Here is a 15,055-nt window from a genome sequence, read left to right on the forward strand (position 1 = left end):
TCGTACCCCGAGATGTTCAGGCAACAGTCGCTGCGCGGTCCCGCGCGGCCCGCCCTGACTTTCGAGGGCCAAACGTGGAACTACGCCGAGATCCGCACGCGGTTCGAATCGTTGGCGAGTGGCCTTCACGACCTGGGCATCAGGCGTGGAGATCGGGTTCTGTATGCGGGCCTGAATCATCCCAGCCTGATCCTGTCGATGTTCGCGACGATGGACCTCGGCGCGGTGTTTGTGCCGGTCGACCCCCGGCTGGCGCCACCCGAAAGGGCTTGGGTGCTCGATGATCTCCGTCCGGCGGCCGTCATCGCCGCCGAACAATTCTGTGACGACTTCACCGGGTTTGGCAACGTCATCTCGGCCGATGGCACAGGAAATGCGAGTATCGCCGGGCTGGTGCAAGGCTACGAACCGGCCACCCGCCTGCCGGTGCATCGCTTGGACCTCGCGTTGATCCTCTACACCTCGGGCACGACCGGGCGCCCAAAGGGCGTGATGCATACCCACGAGATGATTCTGGCCAACGGACATCAGCTCGGTACGCTGTTCGGCGCGCGTGGCGACGACGTGGGCTTGGTCATGACGCCGATGTTCCACACCGCCGGATGCAACAGCAATCCGGTCTATCTATGGGGCGTCGGGGGACGAATCGTCGTGTTGCCCAAGATGGATGGGCCGGCCGCCCTCGATGCGATCGTCAGCTGCCGCGTCAGCCGAATCGACACCGTCACCGCCGCGCTCGGCGTTCTCTACAACACGCCAGGTTTCGCGGATGCCGATCTCTCGCAGGTCCGGTCATTGAACGTCGGTGGAGCACCGATCCCCCGTGACCAAGTGGAGGCTTTCCGCCGCCACGGCGCAGACATCTACATGGCGATCGGGATGACCGAATGCCCGGTTGCCTGTGCGCTGGCACCGGAGAAGCTGGCGACAAAACCCGATTCGGTCGGAAAACCATTGGCTTACCTCGAGCGTCGCCTGGTATCGCCCGGAGTGGGTGACGACGTCGCCGCGCCCAATACACCCGGCGAGCTCTGCCTGCGCGGTCCGTCGGTGACATCCGGCTACTGGAACAACCCGACCGCGACGGCGGCGGCCTTCGATGAGGAAGGCTGGTTCCATACGGGTGACATCGCGAAGTTAGATCAAGACGGTGATCTGTACGTCGTCGGGCGAATGAAGGACGTGATCAAGACCGGCGGCGAGAGCGTCGCGGCGGCCGAGGTCGAGCGAGTCGTAGCTGGCCATCCTGCGGTGTCCCTGTGCGCCGTCGTCGGCGCGCCGCACGAGAAATGGGGCGAGACGATCGTGGCGGTCGTATCGCTGGTGCGCGGAGCTACGTTGCAGCTCGACGAATTGCGCGACCATTGCGCGCCGCATCTCGCCCGATTCAAACTGCCCACCCGGCTCGTCGTTACCGATGACATGCCCCTGACCACATCGGGAAAAGTTGCGAAACACAAGTTGCGCGAACGACTTTGATCGTTCCGCAGAGAGAAGAGGAGACCAATTTTGCGAGTGACGGTACTGGGCGCGGGCGGCTATCTCGGCTCGGCCCTGACGCGGCGGTTCATCGCGGACGGCCACACGGTGACGGGACTGGTGCGCAGCGAGAGCGCGGCGGCCGGGGTCGAAGAACTCGGCGCCGCTGCGGTGCTCGGCGACCTTGACGACCTCGAGAACACCCGCGCCGCTATCGCGGACATGGATGCGGTCGTGTTTGCGCCGCAGATGATGCTCGAGCCGGAAAACCGCGCTGTGGCCGACTTGCTGGCCGCCCTCGAAGGCTCCGGAGCGACTTTTATTTTCACCTCCGGCACCGCGGTGCTGTCCCAGCGCACCGACGGAGATTGGAGCGAAGACACGTTCAGCGAAAACGACGACTTCGTTCCGTCGAAGTACATCGGAGCGCGCCGAGAAACGGAGCGTGCGGTACTGGAGGCGGCCGGGCGGGGCGTGCGCTCGATGGTGGTGCGGCCCTCGATGATCTGGGGGCACGGCGGCTGCCCGATGATCAAAGAGTTCTACCGCAGTGTGGCGGCCACCGGCACGGTGTGCTACCTGGGCCGAGGATTGAATCTGTACTCGGACATCCATGTCGACGAGGTCGCAGCGATCTACGCCCGCGCCCTGAAGGCCGGCCAGCCAGGTGCGCTCTATCACGCCGTGTCAGGTGAGACGAACTATCGATCGCTCGCCGAAGCGATTGCCCGTGACTGCGAAGTACCAAGTCGCTCTGTCGATTTCGCCGAGGCAGTCCAGATTTGGGGGAAAACCGGCGCCATTCTCTATTTCAGCGTGTGCAGCCGTTCCCGAGCGCCCAGGACCAGGACCGAACTGGGCTGGATCCCGGACCCAACCCGGCTCGAAATTCTCGACGACGTCGGCCATCCGGCATACCGCGAGCTGCTTGCCACAGCTCCTTAGCCGCGGCGTCCTCGCTGAGCGGCATGCTCAAAGACGCCTCTGCGAACCAGCTCCGTCAACAGCATCTCGGCCTCGTCCGCGCAACGACTCTCCGCGGCGCGGCGGGCGCCGGCGGAATCGCCCTTGGTCAGGGCTCGGCATTCGCCGCGGTAGTGGCGAAGGATGGCGGCCCGGTTGCCGGGTCGGTCGAGCAGCAAGGTATAGGCGGTCGGCATGAAGGTGCGGAACGTCGAGAGCATGGCACGCATCCGCGGTCCACTGGCTGCGGTGTTGACCAGTCGACGGAATTCCCATGTCAACTCGTTGAATCGCTCTTTGTTCGCGTCACGCATCTCTGCAACTAGCGCGCTGAGTTCGTTGGCCAACCCGGCGGTCATCGCCAGGGCGGCGGCCGCAGCGGCATGCCCCGTCACAAGACCGAACAGCTCATAGGTCTCATGCACTGCGTCCGGGTCGAACGGCTCAAGGCGTGCCGCGCGGTGATACTCGCTGCGCACGATACCGTCACGTTCCAACTGGCCAAGCATCTCTTGTACGGGAACACGGCTGATGCCAACTTCGTCGGCGATCCGCTGGCGATCCAGCTTGTCACCGGAGCGCAGCCGCCCGTCGAAGAGCCGTTCCATCACCCATGCCGCGGCGCGGTCGCGGTCCTTGATGCCGTACTGCTTCGGCATCTTTGCTCCTTTCCGGTATGGCTGACGTTATCGAGCCTTGGCGTCTTCCTGGGAGTCCAGGAACGAGAGAAAGTCCGTGTCAGTCATGCTGTAACGCTCGGCCGCCAGCCCATAGTTACGGGAGCTGGCCATGGCGAGCTCCAAGCTCTGGTTCAACGCCCGTTTGGTGTCGCGCAACGCATGCTGTGGCAGCCGTGCTAACCGGGCGGCCAGCTTGTGCGCCTCGGCGGACAGGTCCGCCGCCGGAACAACGCGGTTCGCCAGCCCCATCGCCACTGCTCGCTGCGCTTCGATGCGGTCGCCGAGAAACAGGAATTCCTTGGCGTGCAGCAAGCTCATATGTGCGGGCAGGGTCGCTGCCCCGCCGTCGCCCGCGACAAGGCCCACCATCACGTGCGGGTCGGCCAGAAACGCGTTGTCGGCTACCAGCACCAGATCACTCAGCGCGGCCAGTGTCGACCCTAGGCCGACTGCCGGTCCGTTCACCGCTGCCACCACGGGCAATGGAAAGTGCAGCATCTCGGTGACGATCCGGCGCGCCTCTTCCATGACGCGCCAACGGCATTCCGGGTCCCGGTAGCTACGCATGAAATCGAAATCGCCACCCGCGCTGAACGCCCGGCCCGCTCCGGTGAGCACCACCGCACGCGCCTGCGGGTCGTCGGCGAGTTCTACCCAGATCTGGGACAACCTGCGGTGCATATCGGCGTCCGCAGCGTTAAGTGCCTCAGGCCTGTTCAGCGTCACGGTGCGAATGGGTCCGTCAGCCGTGACGACAACGGTTGGGTTACTCACTTGTGCAGCTCCTCAGTCGGACGGGGCGGTAACGGCGCAAACTGGGGCGGGCGACGCTCGAGGAAACTTCGGACCCCCTCGGCGAAGTCGACCCGGTGCCCCGGCAGGTGTGCGCTCTGCTTTGCGTTGTCCTCGGCATCCGCCCTGCTCCGCAACCAGTCGCCACTGATCTGCGCCTTGGTGTCGGCCAAAGCGATCGGCGATGCCGAGCTGGCGAGATCGCGCGCGTATTGCACGGTTTCGGCAAGCAGGGTGTCGTCGGGCCGTACTGAGTTGATCAACCCGATCCTCTCCGCCTCCCCGGCGTCCATCCGCCGCCCCGACATCAACCATTCGGCGGCCCGCGTCTGCCCGATCATGCGCGGCAGCAGCCAGCTTGTCCCATATTCGGCGTTGAGGCCGCGCTGCACGAATGCAGGAAGGAAATACGATGAGACGGCCGCAAACCGGATGTCGCAGGCGAGGGCCTGAACGAGGCCGAATCCTACACATGGCCCGTTGATGGCGCCGATCAGCGGCTTGCGGAACTGCTGGGCGTGCGTCATACGGCGTCCGCCGGCCGGCATGCTGCGCACGCCGCCACTCGCGTTCTGAAGCGCCTCCATATCCAGACCCGCGCAAAAACCGCGGCCGGCCCCGGTGACCACAACTACCCGGACCTCCGGGTCATCGTCCGCAGCGTCGAGCGCATCGAAGTAGGCGTCGCCCATCTCGTAGGTCCACGCGTTTAACCGCTCGGGGCGGTTGAGCGTAATCGTCAAGACCCCATCCTGGCGATCTGTGAGGATGTCCACGGCCATCGCGATATCGTAGCATTTGAATTCAATACTAGCTTTGCCAGACACGCTGCGTGCGGTAAAATTGAATTCAAAATTTTCCAATCAGACCTCGAAGGAGATCGCCGCCTTGACAACGACCGCGGCGCAGGTGGCCGAGCACCGGGAGAAGATCCGGACCTGGCTGGCGGCAACAACGCTGGAACTGAAGGAATTTCACGGCACGCATGAGCGCACGGCCGAGGGAGCACTGGACGCCGGCCGCCGATTTATGCGGCTGCTCTACGACCACGGGTGGGGGCGGTGGGGCTGGCCCGAGTCAGCGGGCGGACTGGGCGGTCCGGTCGTACTCCGCTCAGTCCTCTATGACGAGCTGGAGTGGGCCAACTATCCGGTACCGGTCCAGTACGAACTTCTCGAAACGATGGCGCCCGCGGTACTCGCCTTCGCGCCCGAGCTCGCTGCTCGCCTGCTTCCCGCGGCACTGACCGGCGAACGAGCTTGGGCCCAGGGGTTTTCTGAGCCCGAAGCTGGAAGCGATTTGGCCGCACTTCGTTGCCGGGCACGTCGCGACGGCGAGCACTACGTCATCACCGGGCAAAAGATCTGGACCAGCCAGGCGATCGGCGCGTCGTGCATCGGCACTCTGGTCCGGACCGGCGCCGCCGACAGCAGGCACCGGGGACTTTCGATGCTCATGGTCGACCTGGACACTCCCGGCGTCGAGGTGCGGCCGATCAGGTTCGCAAACGGCCAGAACGAGCTGGCCGAGGTCTTCTTCGACGATGCGCGCGTTCCGGCCGACCGCCTGGTCGGCGCGGAAGGCCAGGGCTGGGCTGTGGCCATGTTTCTGCTCCAATACGAGCGGGGCAACTACGCCTGGGTGCGCCAAGCTCACATCGGCCGCATGGTCGCCGCCCTGGCCGCGCGAGCGGACGATACCGACGACCGGGCGATGGCACAGATCGGCGGTGCGTGGCTCGCCCAACAGGCGGTGCGCATGCGTTGCGGACGTACGGTCCTGCGGCTGGCCGACGGGGAAGCGCTGGGTCCGGAGATCTCGATCGACAAAGTACTACTGGGCACCGCCGAGCAACGGGTGTGCGATGCGTCAATCGCACTGCAACGCAATAGGTTTCTGTTCTCGGATAGCGACGAAGACGAGTTCTGGCGTGCCCAATGGTTCTATACCCGCGCCTCGACTATCTACGGCGGTGCCGCGGAGGTGCAGCGAAGCATCATCGCGGACCGAGTGCTGGGCCTGCCGAAGGAGAATGCCTGATGGATGCTCAAGAGGTGCACGGCCTGCGCAGCAGCCTTGCTGAACTATTCACCCGCTCCAGGGTCCAGCCGGAGACGGTTACCGCCGCGCTGCGAGACCTCGGCTGGCACGAGGTCGTGGCCGAGGAGCCGGCGGCCGAGTCGCTGCTGTTCGAAGAGCACGGCCGGGCGAACTTCGTCTCGCGTCTGCTCGACGATGCCGTGCTCGCGGCGCTCGGTCTGGACGGAACTGACATCGCAGTCGCCTACCCACTGGCCCCCTGCGACACCTTATTTAAGCCTGCTACCGCCGTGCACAGCAGCCGGCTGAATGTGGACGCGGTACTGCGCTGCGTCGGCACAAAACCCAAAAACATCTTGGTACCCACCACCACTGGACTTCTGCTCATCCCGGAACCGGAAGTCGACATGCGTATCGTCGCAGGCATTGATCCCGATGGCGCGTGGCAGCGGGTCAAGTCAGATCTGCGGGTCGATGCTTCTTGGTCCGTGCCGCTGGATGCGCCCTGGAGCTTTGGTGTCGCCATCGGCAGGCGTCTTCTGGCCGCCGAGCTTGTCGGTTTGGCGCGCGCCGCTCTCGATGCCGCCGTCGCGCACGTTACGACGCGTAGTCAATTCGGTCGCCCGATCGGTAGTTTCCAGGCGGTGCGCTTTCGGTTGGCCGAGGCGAAGGTGGCGATCGAATCGGCCACCGAGGCGGTCCGCCTGGCCTTCGCGGAACCATCCCCGCTAGCGTCCGCGGTCGCCAAAGCGCTTGCGGGAACCGCGATTGACGTCACCGTTCGTCATGCCGCGCAGGTGTGCGGAGCGATGGGTTTGACATGGGAGTTCCCGCTACACCCTGTCGTTCGCCGCGGCTTCGTACTAGACGGGTTGCTCGGCAGCGCAGAAGAGCTCACGCTGGCCCTGGGAGCTCATGTGACGCGATCAGCGGAGCTGCCCCAACTGGATCCACTCGCCGTCGACGCCTGACTCATCCGGGCGCACGGCCATCGGGCGGCCACGGACTCATACCGTCGTCCAGGGGTACCCGCAGGCTGCGGACCAGCACGCTGACATAGTGCCAGGTGGCGACGACGGCGATGAGTTCCAACAGCTCTGAATCCGAATAGTGAGATCGCAGTGCCGCCCAGCTGTGGTCGGACACCTCGCCGGCGGCGATGACGTCGTCGGCGGCCGCAAGCGCGGCCTGGTCGGCGGCGTCGAATCGATCGCTTGATCGCCAATCACGAACGGCCAGAAGGTCTTCAGGGTCGACGCCTGCCCGGGTGGCAACCTGCCAGTGCTGGGCCCACTCGAACTCGGCGGCCGTTGCCCAGCCGATACGCATGATGAGCAGTTCTCGCAGTCGCACCGGCAGCGTGCTCCGGAACAGGAGATCAGTGAGCACGGAATAGAGTGCTTTGGCGAATTTCGGACGCGCCAGCAGCATCGTCCAAATCGGCTGGACGAGGTAACGCGGGTCGATGCCGATCTTGTCCGCCGCCTGCGCGGCCTGCTCGAGCGGTAGCAACGGAAGTCGAGGGTCCGAATCAGTCATGGGACCACCACGGCATGCAGCGGAGGGTTATTCCCGCCAGCCATCGTCGCCAGAAGATCCGACACGTCGCCGACATCCAGCGCCGCGGTGTGCCGCGGCAGCATTTTGAAGCGCTCGTCGGTGTCCAGCATGTCCAGCGCCGCGGCGTAGGCCGTTCCGTCCACGCCCCGGGCTCCGAGGACGCGCAACTCCTTCAAGACGATCCGGTCCGGGTTGAACTCCGGCAGCACGTGGCTGCCGCGAGTCCCGGCGACCACGACCGTGCCGCCGGGGCGAGCGAGATCCAGTGCCTGTGAAAAGGCCTGTGGGGCTGCCGCCGTCACATCCACTACCACGTCGGCCAATCCGCCGACCCGATCCTTGAGCAGTGCCTTGGCATCAACCTGGCTGACATCGACCGCCTCGGTGGCGCCCAGCATCCGGCCCAGTTCCAGGCGCCCGGCGTCGCGGGCGCCGACGCCGGTGAGCAGGATGAAGCCGGCCTTCGCGGCCGAAGCCGCCGCCACAGCGCTCAGCCCACGTAGGCCCGGCCCGAGGACGGCCACCACATCGCCTTCGGAAACTTCTGGAACCGTGGTTCCCCAGCGGATTCCGGCGCCCAGCGGATTGAACAGCGTGGCCAACAGCGGGTCCAAGCTCGCCGGAATACGATGCACCAGAGCGTCCGCCGTCAAAACGACGTGCGTTGCATATCCGCCCCACAGACCTGATCCGGTAGCCAATGGGTTATTGCCGTAGGAATCCCGCATGCCGTGGAGACGACACAACGGATAGGCTCCCGACCGGCAGGGGCCGCAGTTCCCACAACGCTGGAATACCTCCAACGCGACCCGGTCGCCCTCGCGCAGTCCGCGCGCCCGGAGGAATTCGGCACTCGCTGTTTCGATCTTGCCGACCACCTCGTGTCCGGGCACCAAAGGCAGGCTCGCCGGCATCGCGCCGGTGAACATCTCGTGGTCGGTACCGCACAAGCCGCAAGCCTCGACACGCAGAATGGCTTCGCCCGGGCGTGGCTCGGGGATTTCGATCTGGTGGGCGACAAGCTTTTCCGGGGCCTCCAACACCAGTGCGGTTGCGGTGCTCACCGAGTCTCCTCCGCGGGCAGCACGAACGTCGCCCAGCCGCGCACATGAACCCCGCCTGTCTGCCTGGTCGCGGCCAGCTCGACGTCGACCTCGCGTTGGCCCGCCGCACCGTCGCGCACGTCGGTGACTACGCCGGTGTAAGTCAGAACGTCACCGGGCCAAGCTTGTTCGGCGAAGCGGACCCGGAAACGCCGGATGTTGGCGGGCCCCAACCATCCAGCGGCATAACCACCGAGCACCCCGGCGGCCAACATGCCCACCGCGAACGGCCCATCGAAGCCGGCCGAGACCGCCATGCCGTGGTCGTGGTGGATCGGGTTGAAGTCACCTGATGCGCCTTGATAGCGCACGAAATCGGTGATGGATAGCGGCTTTGAAACATAGGGCTCGGCCTCGACGCCCTTCTCGATCACGGTCATTGCTTCGCCGCCTTCGAGGTCTCGACCAGCGTGGTGCGCACCTCGGCCACCAATCCGCCGCCCTCGTCGTGGTACTCGGTGACCAACTCGGTGAATGTCATTGTGCCGCCGCGCTTTCCTTCCTTGACGTACCGCTTGTCAATGCGAGCCTGACCGCGCAGATTGGCCCCCGCCGCAGGGGGTGCTCCGTGGAACACGAATTCCTGCTCTGCGTGTAACAGCCGAGCCAGGTTGGGTCGGTGCTCGCCCCACGGCGAGTTGGCACGCGCCTGCCAGTGCTCAGCCGCCATGAGGAACGTCGGCGGGGTGACCGCACCCTGCGCGAAAGCCGGTTCACGCGATGCGATTGCGCGGGCGAACTCGCGAACCTTGCCGAGTTCGACGGGGAATCCGAACGGTTCTCCGGTCCGCCCGATGAGTTCGTCGGAATTGTTGTCCGCGGCAGCGCTCATGGCACGATCCGATACGTCAGGACGGCGCTGGCGACCGGCCGCCCGCTCTCGCTGACGGCATCCACCGTTGCGAAATTCAGTTCCTTGGCCCGGCGCACACACCTGCCGGTTGCCACCACGGCCTCGTCGCGCGGGCTGCCTAGATAGTTCACGGTAAGAGAGACAGTCGAGCCACGCGTCCCTCGGCTGTAGTCGTGCCCGTTCCAAACGGCCGCGGCCCCGGTGGTGTCGAGCAACGTCGCAATGGCACCCCCGTGCGGGGTACCACCGCCATTGTCGACCAACTCGGTGTAGGGCATTCGCACGACCACGCGCCCCTCCTCCGTTTCCCAGTCCACAAGTTCGAGTCCAAGCGCACTGACGAACGGGACCTTGCCGAACATGTAGCGCAGCGATTTCCCATGCCGGGTTCTCAAGTCGGTATCTGTCATGGCATCATGGTAGCAATTTTGAATTCAATTTGGCGATAGGGCGGGCGTGAACACCTACCACTATGTATCGGCATTGAAGGCATTCGCCGACATCGACCCCGACCGCGTGCTCGTTGCCACGCCGGAGGGCACGATCTCAGCTGGCCAACTCTATGCGCGGGCGGCGGGCCTGGCCGGGTACCTGCACCGTCATGGTGTGGGCTCTGGCCGGCCGATTGGCACAATGCTGTGGAACCGGCCGGCGATCCTCGAAAGCTTCTATGCTGCACTGCTTCTCGGCTCACCGCCGGCCAATGTCAACCCCCGCTATACGGCGGAAGAAATTGCCGAAGTGCTGCGGGACTGTGACGCCGCTGCCCTGGTGTATGAACCGGCCAAGGCGGCCGATGCCGCCCGGGCGGCCCAACTGTTGGACCGGCCCCTGCTACTCCTCGAAGCCCCTTCGGCGGACTACGACGCGGCCACCGATTCGCCACCCCCTCCCCCACGGGAACTCTCCCCGCAGGATCGAATCCTCTGGTACACCGGCGGCACGACCGGCCGGCCCCGCGGTGTCATCTGGGAGGTCGACACGCACTACCGGATGCTGTGGGAGGTCATCAAGCCGGACGCGGATCCACCCGATCCTGCCGAACTGGCCACTCGAACATCGAGTCCCGCGCCGACCACGTTGCCGGCATCTCCATTGGCCCACGGCACGGCGATGGGGCTGGCGCTCAACACGCTGAATGGCGGGGGCGTCGTCGTCCTGCACGAGCAACCGTCCTTCGACGCCGCCGCGACCCTTGACCTCATAGCGCGATATGGCGTCGAGGTGCTGGGCATTGTCGGCGATGCCTTCGCGAGACCACTTCTCGCAGAACTCGACAGCGGCCGCTGGCGTGATCGTCTTAATAGTCTGCGGGTGCTTTCGTCGTCAGGAGCGGTGTGGAGCCCGGCGGTCCGCGAAAAGCTGGCCAACCACCTGCCGGGCATTCTGCTGATCGACAACTTTGGCTCGACCGAGGCGCTGGTCAGCCGTGACGTCGACGGCAAGGGCTTCCAGCCCCGCCCTGGGTTGGCAGTGCTCGGCTCCGACGGCCAACCTGTCACGGCGGGATCGGGAGACATCGGCATTGTGGCCACCGCCGGCCGGCTACCACTGGGCTACCTGAATGATCCGGTCAAGACGGCGCAAACGTTTCGCGAAGTCGACGGTGTCCGCTACCTGTTGATCGGAGACGAGGCAATGGTCAACGCGGACGGCACGATTCGTGTACTGGGTCGGGGCAATGCGTGCATCAATACCGGCGGTGAGAAGGTCTGGCCAGAGGAAGTGGAAATCGTTGTGCGCGATCATCCTGCCGTCGCCGACGCCGCGATCATCGGACTGCCGGACGAACAATGGGGACAGCGCGTCACCGGGGTGATTGCCACTCGGCATGACGTCGCTGACGACGAACTCAGCGCGCACTGCCGTGCCCGGCTCACGCCCTACAAGTGCCCGAAGCAGTGGATTCGCCTTGACCGTGTGCCCCGAACCTACGTCGGCAAGCCGGATTACGGGGCGATCCGCGCCGCTGTCGAGATCCACACCAACCCCTAGGAGGCCGCACGTGCGCATTGACATATTCACCGAAGAGCAAGAGGACTTCCGCCAAGTCATCCGCGGCTTCCTGGCCAAGGAGGTCGAACCGCACTTCGCCGGTTGGGAGCAGGACGGGTTCGTGCCGCGGGATCTATACCGACGCCTGGGCGAGCTCGGCATCATCGGGCTCTCAGTCCCGGAAGAGTTCGGCGGCGGCGGTGAAACGGACTACCGATTCAATGTCGTGCTTCAGGAAGAGATCAACCGGGCGACGTTCACGCTTGGGACGCTTCGTACGCACATGGATGTGGTCCTGCCGTACTTTCTGCACCTGGCCAACGAAGAGCAGCGCGCACGTTGGTTCCCGGGGCTCGCGAGTGGAGACCTGTTCAGCGCCATCGCAATGACCGAGCCGGGAACGGGATCTGATCTCGCGGGCGTGGCCACCACCGCCCGCCGCGACGGTGATGAGTATGTCCTGAACGGTGGTAAAACCTTCATCAGCGGCGGTCTGCACGCCGACTTGGTTATCGTTCTAGCGCGCACCTCGACCGATCCGGACAATCGCCGTGCGGGTCTGTCTCTCCTGGTGGTCGAGCGTGGCATGGCCGGCTTCGAAGTCGGCAAGATGCTGCCCAAGATCGGGATCAAAGTACAAGACACCGTCGAGCTGTCGTTCGCCGATGTCCCTGTGCCGGCCGCAAACCTCCTCGGCGAGGAAGGGGCCGCCTTCGGATACTTGGGGCACAACCTCGCCCAAGAGCGGCTGGCGATCGCCGTCGGTGCCCTCGCGGCGGCACGCGCGGCGTTCGACCATACGGTGTCTTATGTCAGCGAACGAACCGTGTTCGGCAAACCGGTCAGCCACTTTCAGAACACCAAGTTCGAGCTGGCCGCGGTGGAGACAGAGCTGACCGCTGGCCAAGCGCTGCTCGACACCGCCGTGTTGCGGCATATCGAAAGCAAGCTCACCCCCGTCGACGCGGCCAAGGTGAAACTGTTCTGCACCGAGCTGCAGGGCCGAGTGGTCGATCGCTGCCTCCAGCTATTTGGCGGCTACGGCTACGTCACGGAGTACCCGATCGCGCGGCTGTACGCCGACGCGCGGGTCACTCGGATCTACGGTGGCACAAGCGAGGTGATGAAGTCGATTATCAGCAAGTCGCTGGGCCTGTGACCCGCCCGCGAGGTCAGCCCTTTGCCACGACAAATTCAGAACTCCATGGCGCAACGACACCCTCGGCGCTCAGCCCTTCGGGAAGCTCATCGGTGTAACACCATGACGCGACCATCCGGCCGAACCCAACCATCGTTGCGCAGTGCAACCCTAGCTCCACCAATTCGTCATCGGAGAAGTGGCGCCGCAGGTCGTCGTAAACCGTGTCGTCGATCGCAAGGTGATTGGTAGCGAACAGATCGGCGAAATGCAGTGCACTGCGCTCGGCCGCCGACAGGTCCGGAGCCTCAGCCGGGCGCTCCAACGAACAGACCAGCTCTTCGGTGACGCCGTCGTCGATTCCACTCTGATAGCGCAGTGACATGCAGCTGCGGCACTGATTGTGAAAAGCGATGCGCAGGCGAAGCAGCTCTACCAGCCGAGGCGGTAACGTGCCGTCGGTATGGAGCGCCGCCTGCAGCGCGCCGAATTGCTTTGCTATCTGCGGCCTTCGGGCGAGGATCGCGCCGATTCCGCGGTTGATGCGATCTGCCGGGCTCAGATCCGCCGCGGGATCACCGACCTGGGGTGCCGGAGCGATACGTGCCATTGCCAATCCCTTCCTCCTAGCCCACTAGGCGCCGCCGCTATGTCGCGACGTGCGTAAATTGAGTAGCGACTTCGTCGGCGACCCAGCGCAGATGGTCGATATACTCGCCGACCCCATCCACCCGCGGCGGTGGCACCCAGGTGTCGGTCACTCCGAGCTCGGCGAGCCGCTCGCAACTGTCGACTACCCGCTGCGCGTCGGTGGCGGCGTCGAAGCCGTTTATGGCGCGGTTCTCATGTCCGGATTCACCCAGCCCGATCAGCAGCGACATCAACGAGTAGAACACCGAAAACGGCCTGTCGTTGAACTCTGGGCTCGACCGTATGCGGTCGATCTTTTCCGGTATCTGGTCAGGCGGCGTCAGCCATGGTGCCCAGCCGTCACCGAAACGGGCAGCTCGCCGCAACGCGGGAGTTGCATCACCGCCAATCCAAATGGTGGGATGCGGTTTCGACACCGGCTTGGGTTCAAAAACGATGTCGCTGAAAGAGGTGTACTTGCCGTCGAATTGCGGGAAATCACTGTGCCACAGTTCGAACATCGCGGCCAGGTAGTCATCGGTGCGGGCACCACGCTCCTCCCAGGGCACGCCGAGGGCGTCGTACTCGTCGCGTTGCCATCCCAATCCGACAGTCATCGCCGCCCGCCCACCGGTCAACCAGTCGAGTGTGCACAGAGATTTCGCGAGAATGATGGGGTTTCTCAACGGAACCAGCGTCACCATCGAACCGACTTTGATGCGCTTCGTGGCACCCGCTATCACAGCTTGGGCAGTCGTCGAATCCAGGAAGTGGCGGCCGGTGGTTTCCGTGTGAGCGGTGTTTACGACGAAATGCTCTGGGATAAAGACACTTTCGAATCCACATTCATCGGCCGCTTGGGCGATTCGGAGCACGTCAGCTCCGGTCAGTTGCGATTCCCACGGCTGCGTGACGGCGGGGGTGTCGACACAACCGGGCAGCATCACGTGGAACTTCATCGTCTCTCCCGATCAGGGGTCGTCGCCGAGCCACCCGATGGTGCGCGAACGACGTCCAAGTAGATAAATGTTTGTATGTAATGACAATAGGCGCCCGTCCTTACGGTGTAAAGGATCTGGCGCATACCGCCCCGTCGAGGACTTTTCGCTGTAAAATCACCCGATATCGCTAACCGATTAGGGCGGAGTTTTGCGTGCCGGTTCATGATTCAGCCAAGCTGACCACCGCCACCAGTAGACGGGACCGGCCGGCCACGTTGACCGAAGACCAGATCGTGGACGCGGCGCTGAGCGTCATTCGCGAAGAAGGGCTGGACGCTCTGTCTATGCGGCGGTTGTCCCGCGAGCTGGGGCGGTCCGCAATGGCGGTGTACTGGTACGTCGACGACAAAAAACAATTGCTCGATCTGGTTGCCAGGAAAATGCTGGCCGAAGTCGCACTGCCAGACCCAATCGTCGGCTCGTGGGAAGAACGACTGCACCTGATTGTCGACGAGATCGACGCCAAGTTGCGCGAGCACCCTGGCATGGCGGAAATCCTGTTGGAGCGGATGCTGTCGACCGACCGGCGGTTGATGAACGGGATCATGGACATCCTGCTCTCGGCCGGCTTCGAAGGCGCCGAGATCTTTTTGACCTACGCGATGATCCATACATACCTGTTCGGCAGATACCAGGTGGTGTTGCATGCCGAGGAGATCTACTCCATGCAGCCGGAAGACAATGCCGACACGGTCGCCCGAATGTTGCCCCACCTGAACGACGTTCGCGGCCGCGATTTCTTCGCGTTCGGTGTCAGGACCATCATCGCCGGCCTTCGCAACCATCTCGAGGCGAAACTTCAAACCTGACGTGGTATCTGG

General features: G+C 64.3%; 17 protein-coding genes. 7 read left to right on the plus strand and 10 right to left on the minus strand.

The window, feature by feature from the left end; translation table 11 throughout:
- Positions 1 to 12 precede the first annotated feature (12 nt).
- Both B9D87_RS10445 and B9D87_RS10450 read left to right on the plus strand, forming a co-directional pair.
- Positions 13 to 1,479 (plus strand): class I adenylate-forming enzyme family protein, encoded by a 1,467-nt coding sequence (locus tag B9D87_RS10445; protein ID WP_052002492.1) that lies wholly within the window; start codon positions 13 to 15, stop codon positions 1,477 to 1,479.
- 36 nt (positions 1,480 to 1,515) lie between these two features.
- Complete coding sequence (locus B9D87_RS10450) at positions 1,516 to 2,424, plus strand: NAD-dependent epimerase/dehydratase family protein (protein WP_007769981.1); 909 nt, start codon at positions 1,516 to 1,518, stop codon at positions 2,422 to 2,424.
- Here B9D87_RS10450 and B9D87_RS10455 read toward each other — a convergent pair.
- The 3 genes from B9D87_RS10455 to B9D87_RS10465 form a co-directional block, all read right to left on the minus strand.
- Entirely contained in the window at positions 2,421 to 3,101 is a 681-nt protein-coding gene (locus B9D87_RS10455) for a GntR family transcriptional regulator (RefSeq protein ID WP_007769980.1), read from the minus strand. The genes B9D87_RS10450 and B9D87_RS10455 overlap by 4 nt on opposite strands.
- Before the next feature lie 27 nt (positions 3,102 to 3,128).
- The gene (locus B9D87_RS10460; protein WP_007769979.1) at positions 3,129 to 3,803 is read right to left on the minus strand and encodes an enoyl-CoA hydratase/isomerase family protein; all 675 of its coding nucleotides are present in this window, start codon (positions 3,801 to 3,803) and stop codon (positions 3,129 to 3,131) included.
- Positions 3,804 to 3,892: 89 nt separating this feature from the next.
- Positions 3,893 to 4,696, minus strand: coding sequence for an enoyl-CoA hydratase-related protein (locus tag B9D87_RS10465; protein WP_007769978.1), 804 nt, complete (start codon positions 4,694 to 4,696; stop codon positions 3,893 to 3,895).
- A gap of 34 nt (positions 4,697 to 4,730) precedes the next feature.
- Between B9D87_RS10465 and B9D87_RS10470 the strand changes: the two genes are divergently transcribed.
- Both B9D87_RS10470 and B9D87_RS10475 read left to right on the plus strand, forming a co-directional pair.
- Positions 4,731 to 5,954, plus strand: coding sequence for an acyl-CoA dehydrogenase family protein (locus B9D87_RS10470; RefSeq protein ID WP_238553397.1), 1,224 nt, complete (start codon positions 4,731 to 4,733; stop codon positions 5,952 to 5,954).
- The gene (locus B9D87_RS10475; RefSeq protein ID WP_007769976.1) at positions 5,954 to 6,925 is read left to right on the plus strand and encodes an acyl-CoA dehydrogenase family protein; all 972 of its coding nucleotides are present in this window, start codon (positions 5,954 to 5,956) and stop codon (positions 6,923 to 6,925) included. Before B9D87_RS10470 ends, B9D87_RS10475 begins: the two co-directional genes overlap by 1 nt.
- A gap of 1 nt (position 6,926) precedes the next feature.
- Here the strand turns inward: B9D87_RS10475 and B9D87_RS10480 are convergent, their stop codons facing one another.
- Genes B9D87_RS10480 through B9D87_RS10500 form a run of 5 tightly spaced genes read right to left on the minus strand, consistent with a single transcriptional unit; the run spans position 6,927 to position 9,880 of the window.
- Positions 6,927 to 7,493 carry a carboxymuconolactone decarboxylase family protein gene (locus B9D87_RS10480; protein WP_040629675.1) on the minus strand — a complete coding sequence of 189 codons (567 nt, stop codon included), beginning with the start codon at positions 7,491 to 7,493 and terminating at the stop codon, positions 6,927 to 6,929.
- Entirely contained in the window at positions 7,490 to 8,578 is a 1,089-nt protein-coding gene (locus tag B9D87_RS10485; RefSeq protein WP_007769974.1) for a zinc-dependent alcohol dehydrogenase, read from the minus strand. The genes B9D87_RS10480 and B9D87_RS10485 overlap by 4 nt, the downstream gene beginning before the upstream one ends.
- The gene (locus B9D87_RS10490; RefSeq protein WP_007769973.1) at positions 8,575 to 8,997 is read right to left on the minus strand and encodes a MaoC/PaaZ C-terminal domain-containing protein; all 423 of its coding nucleotides are present in this window, start codon (positions 8,995 to 8,997) and stop codon (positions 8,575 to 8,577) included. Before B9D87_RS10490 ends, B9D87_RS10485 begins: the two co-directional genes overlap by 4 nt.
- Positions 8,994 to 9,449, minus strand: coding sequence for an FAS1-like dehydratase domain-containing protein (locus tag B9D87_RS10495; RefSeq protein WP_007769972.1), 456 nt, complete (start codon positions 9,447 to 9,449; stop codon positions 8,994 to 8,996). Before B9D87_RS10495 ends, B9D87_RS10490 begins: the two co-directional genes overlap by 4 nt.
- On the minus strand, positions 9,446 to 9,880 hold the full coding sequence (locus tag B9D87_RS10500) for a PaaI family thioesterase (protein WP_007769971.1): 435 nt from the start codon (positions 9,878 to 9,880) through the stop codon (positions 9,446 to 9,448). The genes B9D87_RS10495 and B9D87_RS10500 overlap by 4 nt, the downstream gene beginning before the upstream one ends.
- A 46-nt stretch (positions 9,881 to 9,926) precedes the next feature.
- Between B9D87_RS10500 and B9D87_RS10505 the strand changes: the two genes are divergently transcribed.
- Together B9D87_RS10505 and B9D87_RS10510 are read left to right on the plus strand one after the other, a co-directional pair.
- Positions 9,927 to 11,465, plus strand: a complete 1,539-nt coding sequence (locus B9D87_RS10505; RefSeq protein WP_007769970.1) for an AMP-binding protein — start codon at positions 9,927 to 9,929, stop codon at positions 11,463 to 11,465.
- A gap of 10 nt (positions 11,466 to 11,475) precedes the next feature.
- Positions 11,476 to 12,624: an acyl-CoA dehydrogenase family protein gene (locus B9D87_RS10510; RefSeq protein WP_007769969.1), complete on the plus strand. Its 1,149-nt coding sequence runs from the start codon at positions 11,476 to 11,478 to the stop codon at positions 12,622 to 12,624.
- Positions 12,625 to 12,637: 13 nt separating this feature from the next.
- On the opposite strand, the gene B9D87_RS10515 is transcribed toward B9D87_RS10510, so the two are convergent.
- Positions 12,638 to 13,213, minus strand: a complete 576-nt coding sequence (locus tag B9D87_RS10515) for a carboxymuconolactone decarboxylase family protein (RefSeq protein WP_007769968.1) — start codon at positions 13,211 to 13,213, stop codon at positions 12,638 to 12,640.
- Positions 13,214 to 13,250: 37 nt separating this feature from the next.
- A complete protein-coding gene (locus B9D87_RS10520) occupies positions 13,251 to 14,192 on the minus strand; it encodes a TIGR03619 family F420-dependent LLM class oxidoreductase (RefSeq protein WP_040629673.1) in 942 nt (313 codons plus the stop codon).
- A 194-nt stretch (positions 14,193 to 14,386) separates the two neighbouring features.
- Here B9D87_RS10520 and B9D87_RS10525 point away from each other — a divergent pair, with 194 nt between their 5' ends.
- Entirely contained in the window at positions 14,387 to 15,043 is a 657-nt protein-coding gene (locus B9D87_RS10525; RefSeq protein ID WP_007769966.1) for a TetR/AcrR family transcriptional regulator, read from the plus strand.
- Positions 15,044 to 15,055: the final 12 nt, after the last annotated feature.

The sequence above is a fragment of the Mycobacterium colombiense CECT 3035 genome, assembly GCF_002105755.1.
Taxonomy (GTDB): Bacteria; Actinomycetota; Actinomycetes; order Mycobacteriales; family Mycobacteriaceae; genus Mycobacterium; species Mycobacterium colombiense.